Genomic DNA, 25622 nt, shown 5'->3' with positions numbered 1-25622 from the left:
GGACCCTTGAGGGACTCGTAGATGAGGAGCGCGGATGCCTCATGCGCCTCGCCTGGGACGCTCAGCGTCTCAAGCGTGGCGCTCGCGACCCTCTCGCGGTGGCTGGCGGCAGGCAAGAAAACTCCCCACCGAGGGCCGGACAAGTACACGACGCCTAGCGGCCGAGGTACGCGCCGCCGTTGACGTGGACGATCTGGCCGGTGACATGCCGCGCGGCCGGGCTCGCCAGGAACGTCACCACTTCGGCGACGTCGGCGGGTTCACCGGCGCGTTTGGTCAGCGTGTTGCCGATCAGCATCGCGCGGCGTTCGTCGGAGAGCTTGCCGTGGAAGAACTCGGTGTCCCCGACCAGACCGGGTGCGACGATGTTCGCGGTGATCCCGCGCGGCCCGAATTCCCTTGCCACGTCGACGTTCCAGGCCTCCAGCGCGGCCTTGGCCGCACCGTAGGAACCGGCTCCGGTGCGGGCGGCGATGGAACCGATGGTGACGATCCGCGCTCCGTCAGCGAGCCTGTCCCGCAGAGCGCGGGTGACCAGGACGGCACTGAACACGTTCGCGTCCAGATTGGCCTGCCAGTTCGCGGCGAACGCTTTCAGGTCTTCGGCCGATCCGTTCTGGAAATCGGTGTTGCCACCGGCGTTGTTGACGAGGACGTCGACGTGTCCCGGCAGCTCCCCCAGCACCCGTTCCACCGCGTCCGGGTCGGCCGCGTCGAACGGGACCGGGTTCGCGCCGAGCAAGGTGGCGGCTTCGGTGAGGACCTGTTCGCGGCGGCCGGTGATCGTGACGCGGTCACCCTGCGCGGCGAACGCCGCCGCGACCGCGTACCCGATTCCCGTTCCACCGCCGGTGACCACGACTTCCCTGTGCTTCCCCATATCTCCAGGATAGGGACACTAGGCTTTCCCGCATGACGAAGATCGACCCCGCGACGACCGCGCTCGTCCTGATCGACCTCCAGACGCGGATCGTCGCGCTCGAAACCGTCCCGATCGAAGGCACCGAAGTCGTGTCGAACGCCGTCCTGCTGCGCGACGCCTTCAGCGCGGCAGGCGCACCGATCGTCCATGTGCGGGCGCATCGGCCGGACGTCGACGAACAGCCGCCCGGCAGTGAACTGGTCGCCGAACTGGCACCCCGCGAAGGCGAACACCTGATCACGAAGCACACGATCGGCGCGTTCTACCGCACCGGACTCGACGAACTCCTGCGCGGACTCGGCGTGAAGACCCTGGTGTTCGGCGGGATCGCCACGGAGTACGGCGTCGAATCGACTTTGCGCACCGCGATCGACCACGGCTACGAGACCATCGCCGTTTCGGACGCGATGGCGGGTATCGCCGCGATCTCCCACGAATCGGCGGTCACGAAGGTGTTCCCGCGGCTGGGCGAAGTGCTCACGACCGCCGAGACCGCCGCTGCGCTGGGCTGAACCATGATCGACAAGATCGCGTGGCTGCACCTGCGGGACGGCCGGATCCTGAGCACGCGCTCACGCGGTAAGTCCGTGTTCTACCTGCCCGGCGGCAAACGCGAAGCCGGCGAAAGCGATGCCGAGACGCTCACCCGGGAGATCCGCGAGGAACTGACCGTCGAGATCGTCCCGGCGAGCATCGAACCCGCCGGGGTCTTCGAGGCGCAGGCCGACGGGCACACGGCGGGTGTCGTGGTGCGGATGACCTGCTACACCGCCGATTTCGCCGGAACGCTCTCGGCCAGCAGCGAGATCGACGAGGTCGCGTGGCTCGGTTACCCGGACAGGGACCGGGTCTCCGCGGTGGACAAGATCATCTTCGACCACCTGCTGGAGACCGGCCTTTTGCGCTGACCGCTAGCGCTCGAGCTTGTCCAGGCAAAGCACCCGCTCCTGCGGCAACGCGCCACCGGATCGTTGCCAGGAGAGCTTCGCGTCGGTGGACGGAACCTGCGCGCAGGTGTTGTCCTCGAAAGCGACCGCGGGCTTCTTCTCGACGGCGAGCACTTTGTAACCAGCCGTGGCACAGTCGACCTTCGCGAGCTTCTTCGCTTCTTCCGCGTCGCCGGGAAGGCAGTCACCGACGACCGGCGGCCGCTGACCAGGGTTCTTGAGATCTTCCAGGCAAAGCAGCACGCCTTCGGTGGCCGCCTTCTTCCCTTGGAAGAGATAAGCGTCCGCATTGGGGTATTCGTCGCATTCCAAGCCGCCTGAGATGCGAAGTCCGACTTCCGACTTGCCGTCCTGTTTCCCCACGACCTTGAAGTTCGCGTCGGACGTCCCGCAATCGGCGCCCTTGACGCTGCTCGCGTCGTTGATATCGCCCTTGAGGCAAGCACCGACCTCGGTGCTCGACGCCGTGAACGGATTCGCGACGAAGAACGCGATCAAGGCGACGACACCGAAGATGCCCAGCCGGATGACCGGTTTGAGCCAAGTTCTCTTCTTCGGCGACATCTGTTCCACGGCGGGCGCGGGAAAGTTTTCCACGGTGGTTCCCCCAGCTAGATGATCTCTATGGGGGACCTAGCGCTCAAGGACCGGGAAACGTTACGACCACGCGACGCAGATCTCAGTACACCCGCAGCTTGGGCTTGTGCTCCAAATTGGACAGCCCGTTCCAGGCGAGGTTCACCAGATGCGCGGCGACTTCGTCCCGCTTCGGTTTCCGCGCGTCGAGCCACCATTGCCCGGTCAGCGCGACCATCCCGACGAGCGCCTGCGCGTACAACGCGGCCAGCTTCTCGTCGTAGCCGCGCGCGGCGAACTGTTGCGCGAGGATGTGCTCGACCTGGCTGGCGATGTCGTTCAGCACCGTGGAGAAGGTGCCCGTCGAACTCGCGACCGGTGAATCCCGCACCAGAATGCGGAAACCGTCATGCGAATCCTCGACGTAGGAGAGCAACGCGATCGCCGCCTGCTCCAGCATCACCCTCGGATGCCCACCGTGGAGGGTGGAGACCATCCGGTCGAGCAGCAGCTGCGTTTCGCGGTCGACGACGACGGCGTAAATGCCTTCCTTGCCACCGAAGTGCTCGTAAACCACCGGTTTGGAGACGTTCGCGCGATGCGCGATCTCCTCGATGGAAGTGCCTTCGAAACCCTTCTCCGCGAAAAGGGCTCTGGCGACGTTGAGCAGTTGCTGCCTGCGCTCGGTCCCCGTCATGCGCACCCGGGCCACCGGGGCGACTGGACGCGCCCCGGTGACCGCTTCACGTTTGCTTCGCCGTCTCCCCGCCATTCGAGAAGACTAACGCGACCTCGCTATTTGCTTTCGGCGGCGATGCGCGCGAGGCGCTGCGGAGTCGGCCAGCGCACGTCATGGGCCCAGCCGAACTTCTCGAAGATCCAAATGAGCCGCGCCGAAATGTCGATCTGGCCGCGCTGCACGCCGTGCCGGGCCGAGGTCGGGTCGGCGTGGTGCAGGTTGTGCCACGACTCGCCGAAGGAGAAGATCGCCAGCGGCCAGAAGTTGGCCGACTTGTCACGGGCGGCGAACGGGCGCTCACCGATCATGTGGCAGACCGAGTTGACCGACCAGGTCACGTGGTGCAGCACGCAGACACGGACGAGCCCGGCCCAGAAGAAGGCGGTCAACGCGCCCCAGAACGACCAGGTGATCAGGCCGCCGAGGATTCCGGGCAGCACCAGGGTGAGCAGGCTCCACAGCCAGAACAGGTCGTCGACCTTCTTGATGGCCGGATCCTTCACCAGGTCCGGCGCGAAACGCTCGGCGTTGGTCTGGTCGCGGTCGAACAGCCAGCCCATGTGCGCGTGCCAGAAACCCTTGGCGATGGCGACCGGTGTCGTCCCGAACAGCCACGGCGAATGCGGGTCGCCGTCACGGTCGGAGAAGGCGTGGTGACGCCGGTGGTCGGCGACCCAGGTGATCACGGGGCCCTGTACGGCCATGCTGCCGGCGATCGCCATCGCGACGCGCAGCCACGGCTTGGCCTTGAACGAACCGTGCGTGAAGTACCGGTGGTACGAGACGGTGATACCGAGTCCGCTGATCGCGTAGAAGACCACGAACAGGCCGACGTCGACCCACGTCAGTCCCCAGCCCCAAGCGAACGGGACAGCCGCGAGTAACGCGGCGAGCGGGAAGATGACCCCGAGGTAGACCGAGAGCTGCACGCCGCTCGATCGGTGTCCTTCCAGAACCGGCTTGGGGCCCTTCGCGGGCGTCTGGGAACGGTCGAGGGTAGCCGTCATGCAGTCACTTCTTTTCTCCGTGCAGCCCTTGAGGGTGACCCTAAGGGTGTCCTTACCTACGATGCCGTAAGTTACGGTACAGGAGGTTTCGCCCGCTGGGGAGAGGCCGCGGCCGTGAGGTAACCCCCGGGCGCGCGCGGGCGTCTCCGGCATGGCTATCCTGACCAGGATCGATCCGCCGTAGTGTAATCGGCAGCACTTCAGATTTTGGTTCTGACAGTTCAGGTTCGAATCCTGGCGGCGGAGCAGACGAACAGATGACCAGCGGCGTTTTCAACGGTGGGGGTGTGTGCGGCTGACCGAGGACGCGATCGACCCGACGACCAGTAGCAGGCGGCCGGCGCTTGCGGAGATGTCCGACGCCTGGCTCTACGGTCGCGCGCGCGAACTCGGTGCGGCCATCCAGCGCGTCGCCTTCGCCGAGCAGCTCGACATCGTGACCAGCCTCGACGAACTCCTCGACGAAACACAGCGCCGTGGCGAACCGCTGCTGGTCGCGCAGCTGCTGCGCTACTCCGCGGTGGCGAGGCTGGTCACCCGCGGCCTCGCCGCCGAAGCCGAACCCAGGCTCGACGAGATGCTCGCGCACACCAGGCGGCACGGTCTCGCGCTGATGCGGGCCGACGCGCACGCCCTGCGCGGACGCCGGCTGGTGATCGCCAAACAGGAGGACGCCGCCCTCACCGAGATCGCCAGGGCGCTGGCCATCCTCGACGACTCCGCGGTCCCGGACCGCCAGGTCGGCAGGCGCAACTGGGACCGGATGCTGTCCTCGACCCTGGTGGACTGCTGGCTCGTGCTGAACCAGCTCGGCGTCTACGAGGCGGCCGAGGAGGCCATCGCCCGCGCCGCGCAGGCGATCCGCGACAGCGCGAGCCCGCACGAGATCGCGCTCCAGCTGATCAACCGGGTCAAGATGCTGCTGGGCTGGGGGCTGCGGCTCGAACGCATCGAGCGGTACGACGAGGGAGCGGACAAGTTCCGCACCGCGGCCTCGATGGCGCAGGCCGCGGAAGGCCCGTTCACCGAGTCGCTGTTCCCGCGCAAGGCCGGGGTGCCCGCGATCGACCAGGTCGGTGTCCTCGCCGCGGCCGCCGCGCTGGCGTCGCCCGATTCGTCGCATATCGAACGATTGAACTCGCTCCTGCATCCGGAGCTGATGTTCCCGCACGAACGCGAGATCATCGCCATCGCGCTGGCCCGCTGCCTGGACAACACCGGCCGCCGCGAGGACGCGCTGCAGGTGCTCAAAGAGGTCCGCGAGGACAACGAGGACGGCTCACTGCCTTCGATGCGGCTGAACCTCGCCCGCGAGCTGGCCAGGCTCGACACCACCCCCGACTACGCGTCCGGCGCGAGCCAGTCGCTGATCGACTACGCGACCATCCTGGAATCGGAGATGTGGTCGCTGCGGGAATCGCAGATCGCCACGCTCAACGCGCGCCGCGAACACGAACGCCTGTCCGCCGAGCACGGCGCGATCACCCAGCAGGCTTTGCAGGATCCGCTCACCGGGCTGCCGAACCGGCGCGCACTCGACGAAAAGCTGCGCTCGCTGGCCTCGTCCGCGGACGCCCAGCCGCTCGCGGTCGCGCTGGTCGACCTCGACGGTTTCAAGGACGTCAACGACAAGCAGTCGCACGCCGAGGGCGACAACGTGCTCCGTGTCATCGCGAGCACGCTGCGCGACGCCCTGCGCGGCGACGACGTCGTCGCCCGATACGGCGGCGACGAGTTCATCGTGCTTCTACCTGGGGCTCCGGCCTCGGCGGCGAAACAGGCGCTGGGGCGTTCTGTGAATGCCGTCGCATCTCTGCCGCACCACCTTTCGCACGGCGTCACCCTCTCCGTCGGCCTTGTTTCACTCCGCCCGCAAGAACGGGCCGAACAGGTCTTGGCGCGCGCCGATGCGGCCATGTACCAGGCGAAACGCGGCGGCGGGAACCAGGTTTCGTCGGTGAACTCGATGGCCGTCGATCCGGTGACCGGATGGCCCGGCGAGGATGCTCCGACCGACCCCGCGTGGGACTCCGAGCACCCCACGTAGGATCAATGCCCGACAACCACCGTTGGTGAAATGTTGGGAGCGCCGTGACCGGCCCGCTGAGCACGTTGATCCTCGCCGCGGGTGAGGGCACCCGCATGCGTTCGTCCACCCCGAAGGTGCTGCACCCCATCGCCGGCCGTCCTCTGGTCGAGCACGCGGTGCGGGCCGCCGCGGGGCTGAACCCGGAACACCTGGTCGTGGTCATCGGCCACGGTCGCGACTCGGTCGGCGCGAAGCTGGCGAAGGTCGGCGAAGCACTCGGCCGCGAGGTCGTCACCGCCGTCCAGGAGGAGCAGAAGGGCACCGGGCACGCCGTCTCGTGCGCGCTCTCGGCGCTGCCGGGCGGGCTGACCGGCACCGTCGTCGTCAGCTACGGCGACGTGCCGCTGCTCGACACCGAAACGCTCGGTTCCCTGGTCGCCGAGCACACCTCGACGGGTAACGCGGTCACCGTGCTGACCGCGGTCGTCGCGGACCCGACCGGTTACGGCCGGATCGTCCGTGACGCGAACGGCGTCGTCACCTCGATCGTCGAGCAGAAGGACGCCACCCCCGAACAGCACGAAATCGCCGAAATCAACTCCGGCGTCTACGCCTTCGACGCTTCGGTACTGGTCGACGGCCTCTCGAAGCTGTCGACCGACAACGCGCAAGGCGAGCTCTACCTCACCGACGTCCTCGGCATCGCCCGCGGCGACGGCAAGGGTGTCGGGGCGCTGGTCATCGACGACCCGTGGGTGACCGAAGGCGTCAACGACCGCGTACAGCTCTCTGTCCTCGGCGCCGAACTGAACCGCCGGATCGTCCGCGGCTGGCAGCGGGGGGGCGTCACCGTCGTCGACCCGTCGAGCACCTGGATCGACGCCGGCGTGACCCTCTCGCGCGACGTCGTCATCGAACCCGGCGTGCAGCTGAAGGGTTCGACCTCGGTCGGCAAAGGCGCTCAGATCGGCCCGGACAGCACCCTGGAGAACGTCTCCGTCGGCGCGGGCGCGTCGGTGGTGCGGACGCACGGTTCCGACTCGGAACTGGGCGACGGCGTGAAGGTCGGCCCGTTCACCTACCTTCGGCCCGGCACGAAACTGGGGACCAAGGGCAAGCTCGGCGCTTTCGTCGAGACGAAGAACGCGGACATCGGGGCCGGGACGAAGGTTCCGCACCTGACCTACGTCGGCGACGCGACCATCGGCGAGAACAGCAACATCGGCTGTTCCAGCGTCTTCGTCAACTACGACGGTGTGAACAAGCACCACACCACGATCGGCTCCCATGTGCGGCTCGGCGCGGACAACACGTTCGTCGCCCCGGTGACCATCGGCGATGGCGCTTACAGTGGGGCAGGCACCGTGATCAGGCAGGACGTGCCCCCGGGCGCGCTCGCCGTGTCGACCGGGCCGCAGCGCAACATCGAAGACTGGGTGTCCCGGCGCAGGCCGGGTACACCCGCGGCGGAAGCAGCTTCCGCCGCGAAGCAGGACACCACCGCCGTGTCCGATTCAAATAAGGGAAACGACGGGGAGTCGCCAGCATGAGTTCGAAGTCCGGCACACCGAAGAAGAACCTGATGCTCTTTTCCGGGCGCGCGCACCCGGAACTCGCGGAGGAGGTGGCCAAGCACCTCAACGTGGCGGTGGTCCCGCAGACCGCGCACAACTTCGCCAACGGGGAGATCTTCGTCCGGTTCAACGAATCGGTGCGCGGGACCGACGCGTTCGTGATCCAGAGCCACCCCGCGCCCATCAACGAATGGGTGATGGAGCAGCTGATCATGGTGGACGCCCTCAAGCGGGCGAGCGCCAAGCGGATCACCGTGATCATGCCGTTCTACCCGTACGCGCGGCAGGACAAGAAGCACAAGGGCCGCGAGCCGATCTCCGCGCGCCTGATCGCGGACCTGTTCAAGACCGCGGGCGCCGACCGGATCATGACGGTCGATCTGCACACCGCGCAGATCCAGGGCTTCTTCGACGGCCCTGTCGACCACCTGCTCGCGCAGAACGTGCTGGCCGCGCACATCAACAAGACCTACCACGGCGAGAACATCACCGTCGTCTCCCCGGACTCGGGCCGCGTGCGGCTCGCCGAGAAGTGGGCCGCGCAGCTGGGTGACCGGCCGATCGCGTTCATCCACAAGACCCGCGACCCGGACAAGCCGAACCAGGCCGTCGCGAACCGCGTCGTCGGCAAGGTCCGCGGTCAGCTGTGCGTGCTGATCGACGACATGATCGACACCGGTGGCACAATCGTGAAGGCCACCGAGGCCCTGCTCGACGAAGGCGCGGCCGACGTCGTCATCGCCTCTACCCACGGCATCCTGTCCGACCCCGCCACCGAGCGGCTGTCGAACTGCAAGGCCCGCGAGGTGATCGTCACCAACACGCTGCCGATCCCCGAGGAGAAGCGGTTCCCGGGCCTGACCGTGCTGTCCATCGCGCCGCTGCTGGCGCAGGCGATCCAGCAGGTCTTCGAGGACGGGTCGGTCACGTCCCTCTTCGACGGCAACGCCTGATCTCAGCGAAGCAAGGGACCTTTGCTATCGCTCTCTTCCGGAGAGTGACAGCAAAGGTCCCTTGCTTCGTTTTCGGCCCCTCGCGAAACGGGGCGCGCCCACGGTCCCCGCGTGGCTAGGTTGCCGTTCATGGGGAAATTCAAGTTCGGCGTGAACCTGTGGGGCGCCGAGAACCACGAAGACTGGGTCAAGAAGTGCCGCCGCGTCGAGGCCCTCGGCTACGACGTCATTTCCGTGCCCGATCATCTCGGCCCAGGGCGGAACGCGCCTTTCCCGGCCTTGACCATGGCCGCCGCGGTGACCCAGCGCCCGCGCGTTGGCACCCTCGTCTGCAACGTCCCCTTCTACAACTTCGCGCTCTTCGCCCGCGAAGTCACGACGACGGTGAAGATGACCGGCGACCGGCTGGACCTCGGCCTCGGTTCCGGCCACATGAAATCGGAATTCGACCAAGCCGGTCTGCCGTGGATTCCCGCCAAAGAACGCATCGAGTATCTCGCCGAGAGCCTCGGCCACCTGCGCGAACACTTCGCGGACGAGGGGATCACGCCCCCGCCGCTGCTCCTCGCGGGCAACAGCGACGGCGTCCTGTCCCTCGCCGCCCGCGAAGCCGACATAGCCGGCTTCGCGGGTCTTCGCCAAGCACCAGGAAAGCCGCCGGGCACCTTCCGTCTCGACGACGCCGAGCGCATGGACGAACGCGTCGCCTTCTTCCGCTCCCACGCGAACGGCCGGGATCCCGAACTGAACATGCTCGTCCAGCGCGTCGTCGTCACGGACGACCGGCGCGCGGCCGCCGGGACCTGGCATGAAGACGACGAGGACGGCCTCGACGTGGACAGGCTGCTCGAAACGCCACAATTGCTGTTCGGGACCGTCGACGAGATCGTCCGGCAGCTCCAGGAGCGTCGCGAACGGTACGGCTTCTCCTACATCACGGTGTTCGAACCGATGCTGGAAACGTTCGCGCCGGTCGTGAAGGAGCTGTCCGGTCAGTAGGCGACACAGAACCGCTGACGGCGGTGCTGCGGCTTTTCGATCTCGTCGACGAACGCGATCGCGTAGTCGGCGCCGCTGATCTTCGACCCGCCGTTCTCGTCGGTCAGGAGCACGTCGCTCCCGAGCCGGAAGTCACCGGTCCGCTCGCCCTCGGCCCACGCGCCGAACTCGGCGGCCGGGCTGAGGTAGAACCAGTCGATGTCCTCGGGAAGCGCCCGGAACGCTTCCAGCACCTTCGCGTGCGTCCCGGCTTCGCCCTTGTACTCGTCCGGGAACTCGGGGGTGTCGATGAGCCGCGGCCCGCCCTCGGCCACGTGCAGGCTCCCGGCACCGCCGACCACGCCGATCCGAGCGCCGTTGTCCTTCGCGACCTGAGCGATCGAGGGCACCGCGTCCAGCAGGCCGCCCTGCCCGTGCACCGCGATGACCAGGACGTCCGCACCCTTGGCGACCTCGGCCAGGAAGGCCTCGTCGTACAGCGACCCCGCCCGGGTTCCCTCACCTTCGGCGGTCCTCGACACCGCCAGGACCTCATGCCCACGGCCGCGCGCTTCGGCGGTGATCTTCCCGCCCGCGTACCCGGTTCCTCCGAACACGACCAGCTTCGCCATCACGTTCTCCTTCTACGTCGGTGATGACACCGATGCTAAGAACGCAAGATCGGCTACTTCAACGTATGCAACGCACCCCGGGGTGAGTGTGCAGGTCAGCCGCCCAGCGTGGCGAACTCGGCCTTGAGCTTCTCGCGTACGCCGTTGACGTCGACCGGCGCACGGACCTCGCCACGGGCCGAGGGCTTGGCCTGCACCTGATAGCTGGCGTTCCGATTCGGCAGCCTGAACTTGACCTCGCAGCTCATGGGCGTCGTGGTGTCCGGCGCCGCGTTGGCGTCCGTCGTACAGGTCTGGGCACCGAGCGTTTGGGCCGTGAACTCGACGCTCAGCGTCAGATGCACAGGTGTCCCGCCCGCGTCGCCGATGACGGTGTTGGCGACATCGATGGTCGCGCGGCAGGTCCCGACGAAGTCCGTGCAGTCCAGTTTGTCGTTGACGACGCTGACGCTCACCTGGGTGAGCGCGTCGAACGGCTGTCCGATCCCGCCGATCGCGCCGTCCAGATCCGTCTGGAGTTTTTTGAGCGCGTCCCCGGCGAGCGGCTCGACCCGCATCTCGGCGCCGAGCGTCTTGCCGCCCGCCGCGTCGATGAGGGAAGGCGCGAAACTGATCACGCGGTGCGGCGCCGCGGTGGTCACCCGCAGCATCCCGATCCCGCTCCCGACGTCGTAGACCTCGGTCCCGTCGGGCAACTTCGAACGGACCGGATCGGTCAGCCGGTTCATCGCGGACACCGCTGTCCGGAGCGTCGACGCGGCCTTGCGCGGGTTGAGCACCTCGACGGCGTTCACCGGCAGGTCGGTGCTGTCGGTGCGGACCCAGCTGGTGCCGTACTGGTCGCTGTTGCCGAGCCCGTGCGCTTTCCAGTACTCCGGCGTCGCCGAGAGGTACAGCTGTTTGTCGGCCGAGATCACCTGGATGGCCTGGCCGTCGACCGGCAGCGCGCCGAGCGCGCTTCCACCGCGGGTGATCCGGAACAGCAATTCGGCGGGGTTACCCGCAGCATCCTTGATTGTCGACTTGTAGACAACAGCTGGCGCCTGCTCGAGCACCTTCAACGCGCTCTCGACAGCGCCGCGCTGCTCCGCACGCCGATCCGCCCGCTGCTGCTCGGCCGGTGAGATTCCCGCCGCCCCGTCGATCGCGACGTCGCAGCCGGCCACGAGGCAGCACAAGACGGCGACAGCGCCGATCCTCAACCGTCGTGCCGGCATACCGCCCCCTGTGTCTCGCGTGCGAAGAGATCACACCTTAGAAAAGGGGTCGCGCACCACCACATCCGCGGGTCCTGGGAGCAGCTGTCACCGACTTGTCACCTGAACGAGCCACCCGGCGGGACCCCTATGCGACCGGTTGGTCTACACTTTCCCGGTCTCGGCGAGGCGGGTTCCGTGAGCACCTGGTGCCCGACGTGATCGACGCGGCGGCTTGAGTGGCCACACGCGGTCGAGCACGCCTGTGGAATTCGCCGCCGAACACCAGAACCGCCCCGAACCATCCCCACCTCAGCATGATTTCGCTGAACATGTTGGTGAATTGAAGGAGTGCTACACCGTGTCCGAGGTACGCCTGTCCGTCGAGCCCCGCACCGAATTCGGCAAGGGTGCCGCGCGCCGCACGCGTCGCGCCGGCAAGATCCCCGCGGTGCTGTACGGGCACGGCTCGGAGCCCCGTCACTACGCCCTGCCCGCCATCGAGTTCGCCCGCGTCGTGCGTGAGAACGGCAGCAACGCCGTCATCACCCTCGACCTCGAGGGCAAGAGCGAGCTGGCGCTGACGAAGACCATCGTCGTCCACCCGCTGAAGAACTACATCGAGCACGTCGACCTGCTGGTCGTCATCCGCGGCGAGAAGGTCACCGTCGACATCCCGGTGGTCGTCACCGGCACCCCCGGCCCCGGCACCCTGGTCACCACCGACCTCGACGCCATCCAGATCGAGGTCGAGGCGCTGCACATCCCCGAGCAGGTCGAGGTCTCGGTCGAGGGCGTCGTCGCCGGCACCCAGATCAACGCTTCGGACGTCCCCCTGCCGAAGGGCGCGACCCTGGTCACCGACCCCGACGCGCTGGTCGTCGCCGTGAACGAGTCGCCGTCCGAGTCCGCGCTCGAGGGCGAAGAGGCCGAGGCTGAGGAGACCCCCGCCGAGGCCGCCGAATAAAGTCACTCGTGTGACCGAAGCAGTACTTCCCGGGGCCGGCGAGCAGATTCTGCTCGCCGGCCTCGGCAATCCCGGGCCCCAGTACGCAGGCAACCGGCACAACGTCGGCTTCATGGTGCTCGACGAGCTCGCCACCCGCGTCGGCGGCAAGTTCAAGGCCCACAAGAGCGGCGCTGAAGTCCTCGAGGGCAGACTCGCCGGACAGCGAGTGGTCCTGGCCAAGCCGCGCTCGTACATGAACCTCTCGGGCGGCCCTGTGGTCGGCGTTGCCCGGTTCTACAAGATCCCTCCGGCGGGTGTCGTGGTCGTCCACGACGAGCTCGACGTCGATTTCGGCGCGCTCAAGATGAAGCTGGGGGGCGGCGACAACGGCCACAACGGTCTCCGCTCGATCACGAAATCTCTCGGCACGAAGGACTACTACCGTGTCCGTTTCGGTGTCGGACGTCCTCCGGGACGGCAGGATCCGGCGGATTTCGTGCTGAAAGACTTCTCGACGGTCGAACGCAAAGAGCTCGCTTTCGAGATAGATCGTTGCGCCGACGCAGTTGAAGCGCTTATCAGCACCGGGCTCGCGGCGGCCCAGAACACCTTCCACGCTGGGTGAATCCGCTCACATGGCGGTGCGTTACATCTCATCACTCGAAGGCGTTTCACCACGCCCCTGATCGAGTCGTGGAATAGCGCGAGCTCTTCCGGGGAACTCTCAAACCCGTTAGGACGGAATGCGGAGATCGCATTCCCCACCGAAACCGGAGAGAGTTTCATGTCGTTTACGGCCGAAGACATCACCGGCGCCACTTTTCCGAACGCCCCGATCGGGCGGCGCGGATACGCCAAACACGAGGTCGACGCGTTCCTGGAGCGGATCGCGGACACGATCTCGGACCGGGACGACCTGACGGCCGCCGAAGTCCACCACGTCATGTTCTCGCGGCCCCTGATCGGGAAGCGCGGCTACGACGAACGCGAAGTCGACGACTTCCTCGACAAGGTCGAAGAGCAACTCGCTCACCGGACCGGTCAGCAGGCGCTCGGCGTGCCCGGCGCACGTGAAGAGGACCAGGCGACCGCCGAACGAGCCGTTCCGGACCGCGGTCCCGTCGAGTTCGTCCAGGAGCGCTAGTGCCCGTCACCGCGTTCGAGGCGAGAACCCGGCAGTTCGACCGGGCTCCCATCGGCGCACGGGGATATCACGAACCCGCGGTCGACGCTTTCCTTGAACGCGTCGCGGCCACCCTCGACGGCGACGACGACCTGTCGGTTTCGGACGTTCACAACGTGGCGTTCGCCAGAGCGCCGCTTTCGAAACGAGGCTATGACCCGGCGGCCGTCGACGCGTTCCTCCGTGATGTCGAAGGCACGCTTGCCGGACTCTCCCAGTCCGCCGACTACTACATAGCGCCCGCTTTGGAACACACCCACACCCGCAAGCCACTCTGGCGACGCCGCTGACCCACGGGAGGTGCCGCGAAAGGGCCGGGCCGGTGACACTCACCGGCCCGGCCCTTTCGTGTCAGGTGGTCGCCGCGTTCTTGGCGATCTTGTCCGCGAACTGGGTGGCCGTCGCGGCCCGCTTCACCTTGCCCGACGGCGTCTTGGGCAGGCTCCCGGCCGGAAGCACGACGACCGCGAACGGCCGCATGTCGACCGCGTCGCGCACCTTGGCCGCGACCTCCTTCGCCAGCGCCTTCTCGGTGTCGGGATCCCCGGCGAGCTTCGACTCGACGACGACGGCGAACCGCTCCCGGCGGCTGCCCGCGTCGATCCGCACGGCCACCGCGTTCCCCGCTCGAACCCCTTCGACCGACGTGGCCGCGCGTTCGATATCGGTCGGATACAGGTTCCGGCCGCCCATGATGATGACGTCCTTGCGGCGACCGCAGATCACGATCATGCCGTCGACCAGGTAGCCGAGGTCGCCGGTGAGCAGCCAGCCGTTTTCGTCCTGTGTCGCGAGCGGACCTTCCATCGTCAGGTACCCCGGCGTCACGGCCTCGCCGCGCAAGCGGATCTCCCCGACCTGGCGCTCCCCGAGAACGGTGCCCTTGTCGTCGACGATCTCGGCCTCGAGCCCGTCGAGCGGCGGCCCGAGGATCGCGAACGAGCGGACGGCGTCGGTCCCGCGCCGCGGGTCGCCCTCGGGCACCGGCACCGCGCGGTTGTCCGTTTCAAGAGCATCGGCTTCGACGACGTCCAGGGTCAGCCCGGTGAACAAGGGCGCGAACGAAACCGCGAGAGTCGCTTCCGCCATGCCGTAAGCGGGAAAAACGCATTCGGCGGGCATCTTGAACCGTGCCCCGGCGTCCACGAACGTCTGCACAGCCGTTTCATCGATCGGCTCGGCACCGTTCAGTGCGATCCGAAGCTTCGAGAGGTCGTAGGCGTCGTCGTCCTCGACACGCGCCATCCGCCTTCCCACGATCGCGTAAGCGAAGTTCGGCGCGGCCGTGGTCGTCCCGTTGTACTTGCTGATCAGCTGCGGCCAGATCAGCGGCCCCGACAGGAACTCGAGCGGCGTGATCTTGACCAGTTCGACGCCGAAGGTCATCGGAACGGTCAGGAAGCCGACCATCCCCATGTCGTGGAAGGTGGGCAGCCAGGAAACCATCACATCGACGTCGAAATCGAACTCGGCGCGGTCGACCATCGCCTTGACGTTCGAGTACAGGTTCCCGTAGGTGATCCGCACGGCTTTCGGATCGGCCGTCGACCCACTGGTCAGCTGCAGGAGCGCGGTGTCGGATTCGGCCGTCGGAACGGCCTCCGCCAGCGGTTCGGCCTCGAGTAGTTCGGTGATCACCTGGTAGGCGATGCCATGCTCGGTGAGCACCGGCGCCAGCTGATCGAAGGGCTCACCGAGCAGAACCAGACCGGATCCGATCATCCGCAGCACGCGAACGGTGTCCTCGGCCCATTCGGCGAGGTCGGTCCGCTGGGTGGGCTGGTGCAGCATCGTCACGCTGCCACCGGCGAGCCATACGGCCTGCACCGTCGGTGCGATCAACGATGGCGCCGCCGCCAGGACCGCGACCGCCTTGCCTGGCTCCAGCCCGCCGGCGACCAGGCCACCGGCCACCCGCTTGGCCTGCTCGTGAATCTCGGCCCAGGTACGCCGAACCGGCTCCTTGGGCTCACCCGTGACCATTCCCCGCTGCTGACCTCGCCCCGCCGCGGTGGCGACGAGCGTGTCCACGAACCGACTCATGCGCGTCACATTACTGTCCGCCCTGGAACACCCGCTCGCCGTCGAGTGAACTCACTCGATCGCTTCGGAGGTCTCGAGCCATTGGGCCTCGACCTCCTCCTTCTCCGTTTCGACGGCTTTCAGCTCAGTGTTGAGCTCGATGAGCTTCGCCGGGTCGGTCGCCGCGGCGAGCAGCGCAGCGTGCAGCTTCTCTTCCTTGGCGTGCAACTGGTCGAGCTTGCGCTCGAGGCGGGACAGTTCCTTCTGCGCCGCCCGCTGTTCCGCGGCGCTCTTCTTGGGCTCCGACGCCTGTCCGCTGCCCGACTTCCTGTCGGCACTGGCCTTCGCCAGGCTCTTGACCCGCCGCTCGAGGTACTCCTCGATACCGCCCGGCAGATGGGTCACATGCCCGTCGCCGAACAGGGCGACGATGGTGTCGCAAACACGTTCCACCAGGTACCGGTCGTGCGAAACGACGACGAGGCTGCCCGGCCACGAATCGAGCAGATCTTCCAACTGCTGCAAAGTGTCGATGTCCAGGTCGTTCGTCGGTTCGTCGAGCAGCAGCACGTTGGGTTCGGCCATCAGGAGCCGGCACAGCTGCAGACGGCGGCGTTCACCACCGGAGAGGTCTTCGACCGGGGTCCACTGCCTCGCCGCGGGGAAGCCGAGCTTTTCGGCCAGCTGCGAAGCGGAAAGCTCCTGCTTGCCGAACACGACGCGTCCGGAGACCTCTTCGATCGCCTGCAGGACACGCAGGTCACCCGGCAGGTCGTCGAGTTCCTGCCGAAGGTGAGCGAGGCTGACTGTCTTCCCCTCGATGCGACGCCCCGTCTCGGGCTCCTTGTCACCACCGAGCAGCTTGAGCAACGTCGTCTTGCCCGAGCCGTTGACGCCGACCAGCCCGATCCGGTCGCCGGGCCCGATCCGCCACGTGACATGGTCGAGCAGGGTGCGGTCGCCGGCGGTCAGGGTGGCGTCCTCGATTTCCAGCACGGTCTTTCCCAGCCGTCGCCGCGCGAACGCCTGCAGTTCGACCGAGTCACGCGGCTCCGGGACGTCGGAGATCAGCGCCTCTGCCGCCTCGACCCGGTAACGCGGCTTCGAAGTCCTGGCCTGCGGGCCGCGCCGCAGCCACGCGAGTTCCTTACGCGCCAGGTTCTGCCGCTTCTCCTCGGCAGTCGCCGCCAACCTCGCCCGTTCCGCCCGCGCGAAGATCCAGTCGGCGTAACCACCTTCGTACTGTTCGACGCGACCATTGGCGACCTCCCAGGTCACACTCGCGACCGTGTCGAGGAACCACCGGTCGTGGGTGACGACCACGACCGCGATCTTGCGGTTGAGCAGGTGATCCGCCAGCCAGCGCACACCTTCGACGTCCAAGTGGTTCGTCGGCTCGTCGAGGACCACGAGGTCAAGCTCGCCGGTGAGGGCCGCGGCCAGCGCGACTCGGCGCCGTTCACCGCCGGACAGGTTCGCCGTCGGGGTCTCGACACCGAGAGCGGTGATCCCCAGACCGTCCATAATGGACCTGACTCGCGCGTCGGCGGCCCATTCGTGCTCCGCCCCGTAGCGCTCAAGCACGACGTCGCCGATGGTGCTGCCGCCGGGAAGGTCGGTCCGCTGAGTGACGACGGCCATCCGCAGGCCACGGACATGACTCACCCGCCCCGCGTCCGGTTCACTGAGCCCCGCGAGGACTTCCAGCAATGTCGTCTTCCCGCCTCCGTTGAGACCGACGACGCCGACGCGCTGTCCCTCCGCGACACCAAGCGAAACACCGTCGAGCAGCGGGCGCACCCCGTAGGACTTGCTCACCGACTCCAGGTTGACCAAGTTGGCCATTCCTCAGCCGATCCTTTCCAAAAAGCTTGCACCACAAGGAAAATTAAGACATGTTCGTGCGGACATCGTCACGCGTGTACTCGAGGCGGCGCCGGTCGCGGCGCGTCGTCCCCGCCGACCAGCCGGGCGCCGGGAACCGGCCCGTGCGCGACGCGAACCGTCCGGCACACTCCCGCACCGGACAACTCCGCGGCGACCTCGACCGCCGACTGGGCGTCCGCGCAGAGGAACGCGCAGGTCGGTCCGGACCCGGAGACGGTGCCCGCGAGTGCCCCCGCGTTGACCCCCGCCCTCAAGGTGCGCCGCAGTCCAGGACGCAACGAGACGGCGGCCGCCTGCAGGTCGTTCCCAAGAAGCAGGGCCAGCTGCCGAGGGTCACCCGACGCCAGCGCTTCGACCACCGGAGTATGGGAACCGATCCGCGGCGGGTTGCCCTCTTCGCGCAACCTGTCCAGTTCGCCGAACACACGCGGGGTCGAAAGACCACGCTGGTCGAACGCCAGTACCCAGTGGAAGGTATGCCGCGACAGAACCGGCACCAGTTGCTCACCTCGCCCTGTCCCCAGTGCGGTCCCACCGTAAAGCGCGAAGGGAACGTCGCTGCCGAGCTTGGCGGCGATACCGGCCAGTTCGTCGCGGGAGATGTCGAGCTTCCAGAGTGACGCGAGCCCGACCAAGGTCGCGGCCGCGTCAGCGCTGCCCCCGGCCATCCCTCCGGCGACCGGGATGCCTTTGCGGAGCACCACGCGAATCTTGGATTCGCCGTCCGCCTTGCCCACATGAGCCGCCAGCGCCTGCGCGGCCTTCCATGCCAGGTTGTTGGCCCCGGTCGGTACGGAACCTTCCCCCTCGCCGTAGACCTCGACACCCGGGTCTTCGGTGACCGCCACGGTCACCTCGTCGGTCAGGGAAAGCGCCTGGAACACGGTCACCAGCTCGTGGTAGCCGTCCGGACGTACGTCACCGACCGACAGGTGCAGGTTGACCTTGGCGGGAACCCTGACGGTGACTGGAGGCGGTACGACGGCGAGCACGACTCAAGCCTACGTGGCCGCCCCACTTGTGCTGCCTCCAGGAGAAAGAGAACAGGACGAGTCAGACATGAACGGGCCGCCCTGGACGGATTTCGTCCAGGGCGGCCCGTTCATGGAGAAATCAGGCGGCGACGCCCTGCGGTCCGCGAACCGGGTGCGTCACGTGGCCGCCGCGTTCGGCGATCCAGGCGAGCGCGGCGTCCGCGTGCTCACCGCGCACGCCGAGGCGGAACCTGCCGACCGGCGTGTCGCCGATGCGGGTCAGACCGCCCCCGATGGTGGCGAGTTCGACGTCGAAGCGGCCGGCGGCCTCGGGCAGCAGGGCGCCGACCGAAGCGAAGCCGACAAGCACGACGTCTACCGCGCGGTCGTATTTCGAGGCCTGAGCCCGGCTGGTCTCGATCGCGGGAAGCAGCGCCTGCGCCGTCCGGCTGTTCGGGTCGGAGACCAGGTCGAGCACGGTCCCACGTTCGATGATCGCACCGGCTTCGAGAACCGCCACGTCATCGCAGACACGGCGAACCACGCCGGCGTCAGGTGTGGTGAGCAGCACGGTCACGCCCAGCTCGGCGCGCGCACGGTCGAGCACGGTCAAAACCGCGCCGGACTCCTCTGGCCGTACACCCGCGGTCGGGTCGTCGGCCAGGAGCACGGACGGCCCGGCGGCCAAGGCCTTGGCGATCGCCACTCGGCGCAGCTGCCCCTCGGACAGTTCACCCGGCCGCTGATTTGCCCGCGGCGTGAGTCCGACCAGGTCGAGCAGGTTGCCCACCCGGTTCCGGCGCTGCGGTCCGTCGAGGCCGAGCTGTTCGAGCGGTGAAGCGATGTTGCCGGCGATGGTGCGCTCCCCGAGCAGCTCCGGCTTGGTGCTCACGACACCGACCTGGCGGCGGATCTCGCGCAGGCGGCGTCCGTCCAGTGTCCCGGTGTTGAGGCCGTCGAGCCGGACGACGCCCCGGTCAGGACGCTCCTGAAGCCCGATGCAACGCGCGAGGGTCGACTTGCCGGAGCCCGCCGGACCGACGACTCCGAACAGCGAGCCTGCTTGGATGTCCACGCTGACGTCGCGCAGGGCAACGACGGGATTTCCGTTGAGGGGGAAGGACTTCGACAAGTTTTCGACAGTGATCACGAAAGGCTCCATGCGAATGGGGCGCCGCTTCTTTCGAGCGCGCCAACCGTCACCGATTAACCGTCCAGAGCGGACGGATTTCAGAGGTAAGGGAAAAGACTCAGGCAGTAACGGTGGAGCGTCGACACGCACTTACCGTGCGGCGACCTTCATCGACGACACGTCGCCTGGTCAGCAGGAGCGGGTGGGTGACCCTGTTCATTAGGCACAGCCTCCATCGGTCCTGGCGGTAGCACCTGCCCCGTGGGGGGTGGTTGCTGCGACTTCGGCGAGCCAGGTCTCTCAGTCGCTCGGGATGGCTCATTGAGTAAAACCGATCCCACTGGATGAAAGCAAGCGCGTAGGCGCAGATCACACGTCTGGTCGCGTCCATTCTACAGGATCTGCTGTCCATATTATGAGACAACAGCAGTGCTCACAGATACACGTCACGGTGCCTGCCTGCTAAGACAGGCTAGACCAGCGCAGATCGAGGAGAGGGTTTATGCCGTCGTGCTGACCTCAGCCGGCATTTGGCGGGCGACACACCCTCACGCCCGCCCCTGATCACTCGGCCGCGGCGGCGATACGAGCGAATTGATGCACGTCCAACTGCTCGCCGCGAGCCTTGGGGTCGACACCCGCCTTCTCGAGCAACTCTCCCGCCCGTTCGGCGGAACCGGCCCATGACGCCAGCGCCGCGCGCAAAGTCTTTCGCCGCTGCGAAAAAGCGGCGTCGACGACCGCGAACAGGCGCTGCCGGTCCACAGACCACACCAAGTCGCCACGTTCGAAGGCGACCAATGCGGAATCCACATTCGGAACAGGCCAGAACACCGATCGCGGCACCGCGGCGACTTTGCGTGCCTTCCCGTACCACGCCAGCTTGACGCTGGGCACACCGTAAGTCCGGCTCCCTGGCCCGGCGGCCATCCGGTCCGCGACCTCGGTCTGGACCATCACGAGACCGCTGGTCAGCGACGGCAGCTCGGCGAGCAGGTGAAGCACAACGGGAACGGCGACGTTGTACGGCAGGTTCGCGACAAGCGCCGTCGGCCGTTCAGGCAGGTCCTCCGCCTTGATCCGCAGAGCGTCCGCCCCGACGACCGTCAGCCTTTCGGCCCCACCTCGCTCGGCCACCGTGTCCGGCAACCGTCCGGCCAGGACGGGATCGATCTCGACCGCGACAACCTTGGCACCGGTGGCGAGCAGACCGAGGGTCAACGAGCCGAGCCCCGGTCCGACTTCCAGTACGACGTCGTCTTCACCGACTCCTGAAAGATCGACGATACGGCGCACGGTGTTCGGGTCGTGCACGAAATTCTGGCCGAGCTTCTTGGTCGGACGTACGTCCAGCTCGGCCGCCAACGCCCTGATCTCCGCAGGCCCGAGCAGTTCAGTCACCTGACGATCGTAGCCAGCCCCGATGGGCCACGATTGGCCGGTGGACAACGTCGCACTCGAAGGTGAGAAAGTCCGGCTGCGCGACTGGCGGCCGTCGGATATCCGATCGCTCCGCGAGCTACTCGATCCCGCGCGGCCATGGCATAAGACGAACGGCCCGTACTTCGGCCTTCCGACAGCCGCGGATACCGAATCCACGGCGCTCAAGCTCACCACGGCCCAGTCGGAGCCACCCGATCCTCGCAGCAGCCTCGCGGTGACCGACCTGAGCGACGGCCGGTTGATCGGTCAGGTCAGCTGGTACTGGGAGAGCAGGGAAACCGACTGGCGACGGCTGGGACTGGTCATCTACGACGAGCGCTATTGGAACGGCGGGTTCGGTTCCGAGGCCTTGCGACTTTGGACGACATACCTGTTCTCCCGCACCGACGCACTCCGCCTGGACTTCGCCACGTTCTCGGGCAACCCGGGAATGATCGCCGTCGGACGACGGCTGGGGTTCGTCGAGGAAGGCCGGTTCCGGCGCGCTCGGCGCTGGTCTGGCGGTGTGCACGATGCCGTTGTCTACGGCGTCCTCCGCGAGGAGTGGGAGCACATGCATGGCACCAGGCCCCGTTCCCCCGGAACTCGACCGCATCATCCTTCGGACGTCTCCGACGCGACCTAGTCCTACGACGGAGTGATGCGTGCAAGTTCGGGCTGCCAGAGCGTAATGATCATTCACCCGATCGATACCGTGCACTAGTTCGACTCTGGCTCGACAATCGAGGGATGACCAGTACAAACACCCCCAAGACCTTCCCGCTGAACCTGCCGGAAGGTGACCCCGAGCTGCTTCTCCACGAGTTGCAGACACGACTGCGCGAAGGGCGACGCCTTTTCGCCGAGGTCGGCCAGATCCTGGCCGAGATCGAATCCCGCGGTGTCCGAGACCTCTACGGGTACAACTCGATCGCCGTCTTCTACGAGCACGTGGCCCGGGTCTCCCGAGCCGAGGCGAGAAAGGTGACCGGCCGAGCGCTGGCCCTCAACTCGAGACGCACGCGCGACGGGACCACGACTCCACCCGTCGCGCCTATGACCGGAGCCGCGGCCGCCACCGGCGTACTGGCCGAGGCCGGCATCGACCGAATCGTCAAGGTCATGAGGAGGCTGCCAGAGCATGTCGCCGCAAGCGCACGGCTCGACGCCGAGAAAGTGCTGGTCGATCTTGCCAGCGTCGCAAGGCCGCGTGACGTCACGATCGCCGGAACGGATCTGCTCGCGCGTCTCGACCCGGACGGCAACGGCACCGACGACCCAAGCCCGAGAACTCCGCGAAGCGAGTTCTGGTTGCGTCAGAAACGCACCGGTCGTTGGGATATGCGCGGCAACCTCGACCCTGAGACAGGCGCCCGCCTGAACGCGCTTCTCGTGCCGTTGGCACAACCGGCCCCGGACGGGAAAGCCGACAGCCGCACGCCGGCCGAAAGACGCGGCGACGCTTTCGCGGAGATCGTCGATCTTGCGGAGAGCAGTCCGGACGTCCCTATGCCCCGGCAGGCATCAGAGCCGGTCGCAGAACAGCCTGAGCCCGCGGAGCCGGTCGAGAACCCGGCGAACGACTCCGGTACCGCCCAGCCACCGGAACAGGGCAACCAAAGCCGGCACAGCGGCAGCGTGCGGTCGGAAAAGACTCGCGAGGTGGCCCACATCCGACCGCCGCGTTGGTGGTTCCGGCTGTCGAGATCACGACCCGGCGCCGAAACCCCATCGACGGCGGTCGACCGATCCGTCGTACAGATCTCCGACGAAGACGCTACGCACTCTCAGCGGCGAAAAACGGCCTGAAGGCCACCCTGCGGGGAGGAGCCCACACGATGGCCTTCAGGAAAGGAGAATGATCTGGCGTCAGGCTTTCTTGCCGCAGTGCGGCCAAGCGCTGTAACCGCCACGGGCGTCGCGGACCTTCTCAGCGACAGCGATCTGCTGGGCCTTGCTGGCCTGGTGGGGGTACGCGGCGTACTGCGAGCCGCCGTAGGCATCCCAAGTGCTCTTGTTGAACTGCAGGCCACCGTAGTAGCCGTTACCGGTGTTGGCGGCCCAGTTCCCGGTCGACTCGCACTGCGCGATGCGGTCCCAGGCACCGGCGTCACCGATGACCGGGTCCGCGGGCTTCTTCGAACCGACCTTGATGATCTTGGGCTTGGCCTCGGTGATGACCTCTTCGGAGACCTTCTCGCGGCCGACCTCTTTGCCGTTGCGCTGGGTGACCTTGTAGGTCACGGTCTTCTGGCCAGGAGTACCCGGGTCTTCGACCTTGGTCTTGCCCTTTTCGAGCTCCGGGTCGTCGACCTTCTGCTCGGGCGGTGCGATTTCCTCGTTCTGCTTGACCATGGTGACGCCGGTCCGGCTGACGTGGACCTCGGCGCCGTCGACCAGCTTGACGTCGAGACCGCCGACGGCCTCGTCGTCAGGGCCGAGGGTCATCCGCAGCTCACCAAGGAATTCCTTGGTGGTGACCGAGTTGGTCTGGACCTTGCGCGGTTCGTTCGCACCGTCGTAGAGGGTGACGTTCTTGAGGGTCTTGACCTCGACAGTGGCGCCCTCGAGCGGGAGCTCGCCGTTCTGCGGCATCGAGGTCCAGGTGCCGGACTTCGCGAGATCGGCACGGCCGAGCTGGTTCAGGGCCTCGCCGAGGTTGGTCGCGCGAACCCAGGATTCCTGCGCTACGCCGTCGACGACCAGGTTCAGCTTGCGGCCGCGCTCCAGCTTGATGACGCCGCCGTCGCCGACCTCGGCCTGCGGTGAGGGCGAGAGCGAGTCGTGCGCGCCGACCGAAAGACCGGCGTCTTCGAGGACCTCGCCGACCGTGTCGCCAAAGCTGTGGACGGTGCGCTGCTGGCCGTCGATGTCGAGCGTGACGCTCTTGTTCATCGCCATCGCGGCCGCGCCACCACCGCCGAGGGTGAGCAGCACCGCCATGACGGTTCCCTTGAGGAAACGCTTCTTCCACACGCGGGTCGAGTTCGAGATGACCTCGTCCTTGGTCGCGGCCCTCATCGGCGCGCCCGCGGTGCGGTCCTCGGCCAGCTCGTCCGGAATGACGATCGGCGGGAGCATGGTGGTCTCGGCGCTGATAAGGCGAATCAGCTCGTCGACATCGACGTCGATCTCGGCCATCAGGGCATCGGCGTCGGGGCCGAGCGCGGCCAGGACGTCCTGGTGCGTGATGCGCGGATCGTCGGAGTAGTCCAGCTCGCCGTAGTGGGTATCGCGGTCGAGCACGGCAACCGAACCGGCGGAAGCGAAGGTGTTCGTCTCTGCGCCGAGGCGCGAGGCATCCTGCCTACTGCTACCAGTCACTGGGTCGTTCCCTTTCCCAAGACGTCAAGGAACTCGACAACCGCTCCACAACGTCCTTCGTCTCGATGCGCGCTTCGGCACACCTCATAGAAGTCCGACACCCGCAGCCAGCGCCATCGTCACGGTTCCAGGCCGTACCTCTCCTGGTTCCGCTTCCCCGACGTGCACTGACGTGACTGTGGGCGTAACAGCCGGAGACCGCATGAGCGGGCACCGACCGGCACGATCACGGGACAGTAACGAACCTCGCCGGGTTGCGCAAACACCGCCCGGAGTGTCGTGACGTTGGTCACTCATCAGAGTGGCCCATCGGTGATCACTAATGTCGCAATCCGTTCAACTGGGGGTGACTGTCGGCAAACGGAAGACCCGTTCAGCGGTAACTCGCACCGATTCGGCCACCTCGTGCACGGCTTCGCCCCTGAACGAGGCGAGGTGCCGAACGGTATAGGCGGCGCAGTAGGGCTCGTTCGGTCGCCCACGGAACGGATGGGGGGTCAGAAACGGCGCGTCCGTCTCGACGAGGTACTGGCCCGCCGGAACGATCCGTGCCGCTTCGTGGAGCCCGCGGGCGTTGCGAAAGCTGACCGTGCCGGCGAACGAGAGCACGTATCCCGCGTCGATGCAGCGGCGGGCGACGTGTTCGTCCCCTGAGAAGCAGTGGAAGACGACCTGCTCGGGCGCCCCCTCTTCCTCGAGGATCCGGAGGACGTCGTCGTGAGCGTCTCGATCGTGGATCATCAGCGGCTTGCCGATCCGCTTCGCGAGGTCGATGTGCCATCGGAAGGCATCCTGCTGCGCATCGTGGGGCGAGTAGTCCCAGTAGTAGTCGAGGCCGGTCTCGCCGACCGCGACCACTCTGGACTCCTTCGCGAGACTCTCCACTTCGGATTTCTCGGCTTCGCCGAAATCCTTGGTGCGCGTGGGATGGATCGCGACGGCGGCCCAGACCCGAGGGTCCCAAGTGGACGCCCGCGCCGCCCAACGAGCGGCCGCGAGATCGTCCGCGACGGTGATCACCCGCGAGACACCGGCGCGTTCGGCGCGATCGACCATGGCGGTGACATCCGCCGCGGTGACCGCGCCGCACGCGTCGAGATGGGTGTGCGCGTCCACCACCGAAACCGGCAGCCTGTCCGGGATCGGTGGCAGTTCCTTCTTCTCTGCGCCCATCAG

General features: G+C 67.0%; 25 protein-coding genes, 1 tRNA gene and 1 riboswitch. Of the genes, 13 read left to right on the top strand and 13 right to left on the bottom strand.

The genetic code is table 11. The features are described from left to right. Window positions 1-154 precede the first annotated feature (154 nt). A complete protein-coding gene (locus tag ACZ5ZX_RS15805; RefSeq protein WP_465502690.1) occupies window positions 155-880 on the bottom strand; it encodes an SDR family NAD(P)-dependent oxidoreductase in 726 nt (241 codons plus the stop codon). Between the two features lie 32 nt (window positions 881-912). Here ACZ5ZX_RS15805 and ACZ5ZX_RS15800 point away from each other — a divergent pair, with 32 nt between their 5' ends. Next, window positions 913-1434: an isochorismatase family protein gene (locus ACZ5ZX_RS15800; RefSeq protein ID WP_465502689.1), complete on the top strand. Its 522-nt coding sequence runs from the start codon at window positions 913-915 to the stop codon at window positions 1432-1434. Window positions 1435-1437: 3 nt separating this feature from the next. After that, a complete protein-coding gene (locus tag ACZ5ZX_RS15795) occupies window positions 1438-1830 on the top strand; it encodes an NUDIX hydrolase (protein ID WP_465502688.1) in 393 nt (130 codons plus the stop codon). Window positions 1831-1833: 3 nt separating this feature from the next. Here ACZ5ZX_RS15795 and ACZ5ZX_RS15790 read toward each other — a convergent pair whose 3' ends face one another. From ACZ5ZX_RS15790 to ACZ5ZX_RS15780, 3 genes are all read right to left on the bottom strand, one after another. Continuing rightward, the gene (locus tag ACZ5ZX_RS15790; RefSeq protein ID WP_465502687.1) at window positions 1834-2466 is read right to left on the bottom strand and encodes an LppU/SCO3897 family protein; all 633 of its coding nucleotides are present in this window, start codon (window positions 2464-2466) and stop codon (window positions 1834-1836) included. An 82-nt stretch (window positions 2467-2548) separates the two neighbouring features. Next, a complete protein-coding gene (locus tag ACZ5ZX_RS15785) occupies window positions 2549-3142 on the bottom strand; it encodes a TetR/AcrR family transcriptional regulator (RefSeq protein WP_061986295.1) in 594 nt (197 codons plus the stop codon). A gap of 98 nt (window positions 3143-3240) precedes the next feature. Continuing rightward, complete coding sequence (locus ACZ5ZX_RS15780) at window positions 3241-4191, bottom strand: acyl-CoA desaturase (protein ID WP_465502686.1); 951 nt, start codon at window positions 4189-4191, stop codon at window positions 3241-3243. Between the two features lie 174 nt (window positions 4192-4365). On the opposite strand from ACZ5ZX_RS15780, the gene ACZ5ZX_RS15775 reads away from it, so the two are divergent. From ACZ5ZX_RS15775 to ACZ5ZX_RS15755, 5 genes are all read left to right on the top strand, one after another. Next, window positions 4366-4437, top strand: a tRNA-Gln gene (locus ACZ5ZX_RS15775). Between the two features lie 43 nt (window positions 4438-4480). Then, window positions 4481-6238, top strand: coding sequence for a GGDEF domain-containing protein (locus ACZ5ZX_RS15770; RefSeq protein ID WP_465502685.1), 1758 nt, complete (start codon window positions 4481-4483; stop codon window positions 6236-6238). 44 nt (window positions 6239-6282) lie between these two features. Next, on the top strand, window positions 6283-7770 hold the full coding sequence (glmU, locus tag ACZ5ZX_RS15765) for a bifunctional UDP-N-acetylglucosamine diphosphorylase/glucosamine-1-phosphate N-acetyltransferase GlmU (protein WP_465502684.1): 1488 nt from the start codon (window positions 6283-6285) through the stop codon (window positions 7768-7770). Beyond that, complete coding sequence (locus ACZ5ZX_RS15760; protein ID WP_037317339.1) at window positions 7767-8747, top strand: ribose-phosphate diphosphokinase; 981 nt, start codon at window positions 7767-7769, stop codon at window positions 8745-8747. Before glmU ends, ACZ5ZX_RS15760 begins: the two co-directional genes overlap by 4 nt. 129 nt (window positions 8748-8876) lie before the next feature. Next, window positions 8877-9746 carry a TIGR03621 family F420-dependent LLM class oxidoreductase gene (locus tag ACZ5ZX_RS15755; protein ID WP_465502683.1) on the top strand — a complete coding sequence of 290 codons (870 nt, stop codon included), beginning with the start codon at window positions 8877-8879 and terminating at the stop codon, window positions 9744-9746. Here ACZ5ZX_RS15755 and ACZ5ZX_RS15750 read toward each other — a convergent pair. Then, on the bottom strand, window positions 9740-10357 hold the full coding sequence (locus ACZ5ZX_RS15750) for an NAD(P)-dependent oxidoreductase (protein WP_465502682.1): 618 nt from the start codon (window positions 10355-10357) through the stop codon (window positions 9740-9742). The genes ACZ5ZX_RS15755 and ACZ5ZX_RS15750 overlap by 7 nt on opposite strands. A gap of 95 nt (window positions 10358-10452) precedes the next feature. Beyond that, a complete protein-coding gene (locus tag ACZ5ZX_RS15745) occupies window positions 10453-11574 on the bottom strand; it encodes a hypothetical protein (RefSeq protein ID WP_465502681.1) in 1122 nt (373 codons plus the stop codon). Between the two features lie 340 nt (window positions 11575-11914). Between ACZ5ZX_RS15745 and ACZ5ZX_RS15740 the strand changes: the two genes are divergently transcribed. The 4 genes from ACZ5ZX_RS15740 to ACZ5ZX_RS15725 all read left to right on the top strand — a co-directional run bounded on the left by ACZ5ZX_RS15740 (window position 11915) and on the right by ACZ5ZX_RS15725 (window position 13975). Further along, a complete protein-coding gene (locus ACZ5ZX_RS15740; RefSeq protein ID WP_465502680.1) occupies window positions 11915-12520 on the top strand; it encodes a 50S ribosomal protein L25/general stress protein Ctc in 606 nt (201 codons plus the stop codon). Window positions 12521-12530: 10 nt separating this feature from the next. Beyond that, complete coding sequence (gene pth, locus ACZ5ZX_RS15735; RefSeq protein ID WP_465502679.1) at window positions 12531-13127, top strand: aminoacyl-tRNA hydrolase; 597 nt, start codon at window positions 12531-12533, stop codon at window positions 13125-13127. 159 nt (window positions 13128-13286) lie between these two features. After that, window positions 13287-13646 carry a DivIVA domain-containing protein gene (locus ACZ5ZX_RS15730; protein WP_465502678.1) on the top strand — a complete coding sequence of 120 codons (360 nt, stop codon included), beginning with the start codon at window positions 13287-13289 and terminating at the stop codon, window positions 13644-13646. Beyond that, window positions 13646-13975: a DivIVA domain-containing protein gene (locus ACZ5ZX_RS15725; protein ID WP_465502677.1), complete on the top strand. Its 330-nt coding sequence runs from the start codon at window positions 13646-13648 to the stop codon at window positions 13973-13975. Before ACZ5ZX_RS15730 ends, ACZ5ZX_RS15725 begins: the two co-directional genes overlap by 1 nt. Before the next feature lie 61 nt (window positions 13976-14036). Here the strand turns inward: ACZ5ZX_RS15725 and ACZ5ZX_RS15720 are convergent, their stop codons facing one another. From ACZ5ZX_RS15720 to rsmA, 5 genes are all read right to left on the bottom strand, one after another. Further along, window positions 14037-15728, bottom strand: coding sequence for a fatty acyl-AMP ligase (locus ACZ5ZX_RS15720; protein WP_465502676.1), 1692 nt, complete (start codon window positions 15726-15728; stop codon window positions 14037-14039). Between the two features lie 51 nt (window positions 15729-15779). Continuing rightward, entirely contained in the window at window positions 15780-17552 is a 1773-nt protein-coding gene (locus tag ACZ5ZX_RS15715; RefSeq protein ID WP_465502675.1) for an ABC-F family ATP-binding cassette domain-containing protein, read from the bottom strand. A 68-nt stretch (window positions 17553-17620) separates the two neighbouring features. After that, window positions 17621-18586 (bottom strand): 4-(cytidine 5'-diphospho)-2-C-methyl-D-erythritol kinase, encoded by a 966-nt coding sequence (locus ACZ5ZX_RS15710; RefSeq protein WP_465502674.1) that lies wholly within the window; start codon window positions 18584-18586, stop codon window positions 17621-17623. A 121-nt stretch (window positions 18587-18707) separates the two neighbouring features. After that, window positions 18708-19718, bottom strand: coding sequence for a methionine ABC transporter ATP-binding protein (locus ACZ5ZX_RS15705; RefSeq protein WP_465502673.1), 1011 nt, complete (start codon window positions 19716-19718; stop codon window positions 18708-18710). Window positions 19719-19929: 211 nt separating this feature from the next. Then, window positions 19930-20020, bottom strand: a riboswitch (SAM riboswitch). Window positions 20021-20264: 244 nt separating this feature from the next. Further along, complete coding sequence (gene rsmA / locus ACZ5ZX_RS15700; RefSeq protein WP_465502672.1) at window positions 20265-21101, bottom strand: 16S rRNA (adenine(1518)-N(6)/adenine(1519)-N(6))-dimethyltransferase RsmA; 837 nt, start codon at window positions 21099-21101, stop codon at window positions 20265-20267. 22 nt (window positions 21102-21123) lie between these two features. Between rsmA and ACZ5ZX_RS15695 the strand changes: the two genes are divergently transcribed. Both ACZ5ZX_RS15695 and ACZ5ZX_RS15690 read left to right on the top strand, forming a co-directional pair. Next, on the top strand, window positions 21124-21768 hold the full coding sequence (locus tag ACZ5ZX_RS15695) for a GNAT family N-acetyltransferase (protein ID WP_465502671.1): 645 nt from the start codon (window positions 21124-21126) through the stop codon (window positions 21766-21768). A gap of 104 nt (window positions 21769-21872) precedes the next feature. After that, window positions 21873-22931 (top strand): DUF222 domain-containing protein, encoded by a 1059-nt coding sequence (locus ACZ5ZX_RS15690; protein ID WP_465502670.1) that lies wholly within the window; start codon window positions 21873-21875, stop codon window positions 22929-22931. A 60-nt stretch (window positions 22932-22991) separates the two neighbouring features. Here the strand turns inward: ACZ5ZX_RS15690 and ACZ5ZX_RS15685 are convergent, their stop codons facing one another. Both ACZ5ZX_RS15685 and ACZ5ZX_RS15680 read right to left on the bottom strand, forming a co-directional pair. Beyond that, on the bottom strand, window positions 22992-24368 hold the full coding sequence (locus ACZ5ZX_RS15685) for a transglycosylase family protein (RefSeq protein ID WP_465502740.1): 1377 nt from the start codon (window positions 24366-24368) through the stop codon (window positions 22992-22994). A 414-nt stretch (window positions 24369-24782) separates the two neighbouring features. Further along, on the bottom strand, window positions 24783-25619 hold the full coding sequence (locus ACZ5ZX_RS15680) for a TatD family hydrolase (RefSeq protein WP_465502669.1): 837 nt from the start codon (window positions 25617-25619) through the stop codon (window positions 24783-24785). Window positions 25620-25622 lie beyond the last annotated feature (3 nt).

The sequence above is a fragment of the Amycolatopsis sp. NPDC033938 genome (assembly GCF_055575975.1).
This window is presented reverse-complemented; position numbering and strand designations above follow the sequence as displayed.

Coding starts and splice junctions, on each gene's coding strand:
- ACZ5ZX_RS15805 (WP_465502690.1), bottom strand. CDS start 880: ATGGGGAAGCACAGGGAAGTCGTGGTCACCGGCGGTGGAACGGGAATC.
- ACZ5ZX_RS15800 (WP_465502689.1), top strand. CDS start 913: ATGACGAAGATCGACCCCGCGACGACCGCGCTCGTCCTGATCGACCTC.
- ACZ5ZX_RS15795 (WP_465502688.1), top strand. CDS start 1,438: ATGATCGACAAGATCGCGTGGCTGCACCTGCGGGACGGCCGGATCCTG.
- ACZ5ZX_RS15785 (WP_061986295.1), bottom strand. CDS start 3,142: ATGACGGGGACCGAGCGCAGGCAGCAACTGCTCAACGTCGCCAGAGCC.
- ACZ5ZX_RS15780 (WP_465502686.1), bottom strand. CDS start 4,191: ATGACGGCTACCCTCGACCGTTCCCAGACGCCCGCGAAGGGCCCCAAG.
- ACZ5ZX_RS15760 (WP_037317339.1), top strand. CDS start 7,767: ATGAGTTCGAAGTCCGGCACACCGAAGAAGAACCTGATGCTCTTTTCC.
- ACZ5ZX_RS15755 (WP_465502683.1), top strand. CDS start 8,877: ATGGGGAAATTCAAGTTCGGCGTGAACCTGTGGGGCGCCGAGAACCAC.
- ACZ5ZX_RS15750 (WP_465502682.1), bottom strand. CDS start 10,357: ATGGCGAAGCTGGTCGTGTTCGGAGGAACCGGGTACGCGGGCGGGAAG.
- ACZ5ZX_RS15745 (WP_465502681.1), bottom strand. CDS start 11,574: ATGCCGGCACGACGGTTGAGGATCGGCGCTGTCGCCGTCTTGTGCTGC.
- ACZ5ZX_RS15730 (WP_465502678.1), top strand. CDS start 13,287: ATGTCGTTTACGGCCGAAGACATCACCGGCGCCACTTTTCCGAACGCC.
- ACZ5ZX_RS15720 (WP_465502676.1), bottom strand. CDS start 15,728: ATGAGTCGGTTCGTGGACACGCTCGTCGCCACCGCGGCGGGGCGAGGT.
- ACZ5ZX_RS15715 (WP_465502675.1), bottom strand. CDS start 17,552: ATGGCCAACTTGGTCAACCTGGAGTCGGTGAGCAAGTCCTACGGGGTG.
- ACZ5ZX_RS15695 (WP_465502671.1), top strand. CDS start 21,124: ATGGGCCACGATTGGCCGGTGGACAACGTCGCACTCGAAGGTGAGAAA.
- ACZ5ZX_RS15690 (WP_465502670.1), top strand. CDS start 21,873: ATGACCAGTACAAACACCCCCAAGACCTTCCCGCTGAACCTGCCGGAA.
- ACZ5ZX_RS15680 (WP_465502669.1), bottom strand. CDS start 25,619: ATGGGCGCAGAGAAGAAGGAACTGCCACCGATCCCGGACAGGCTGCCG.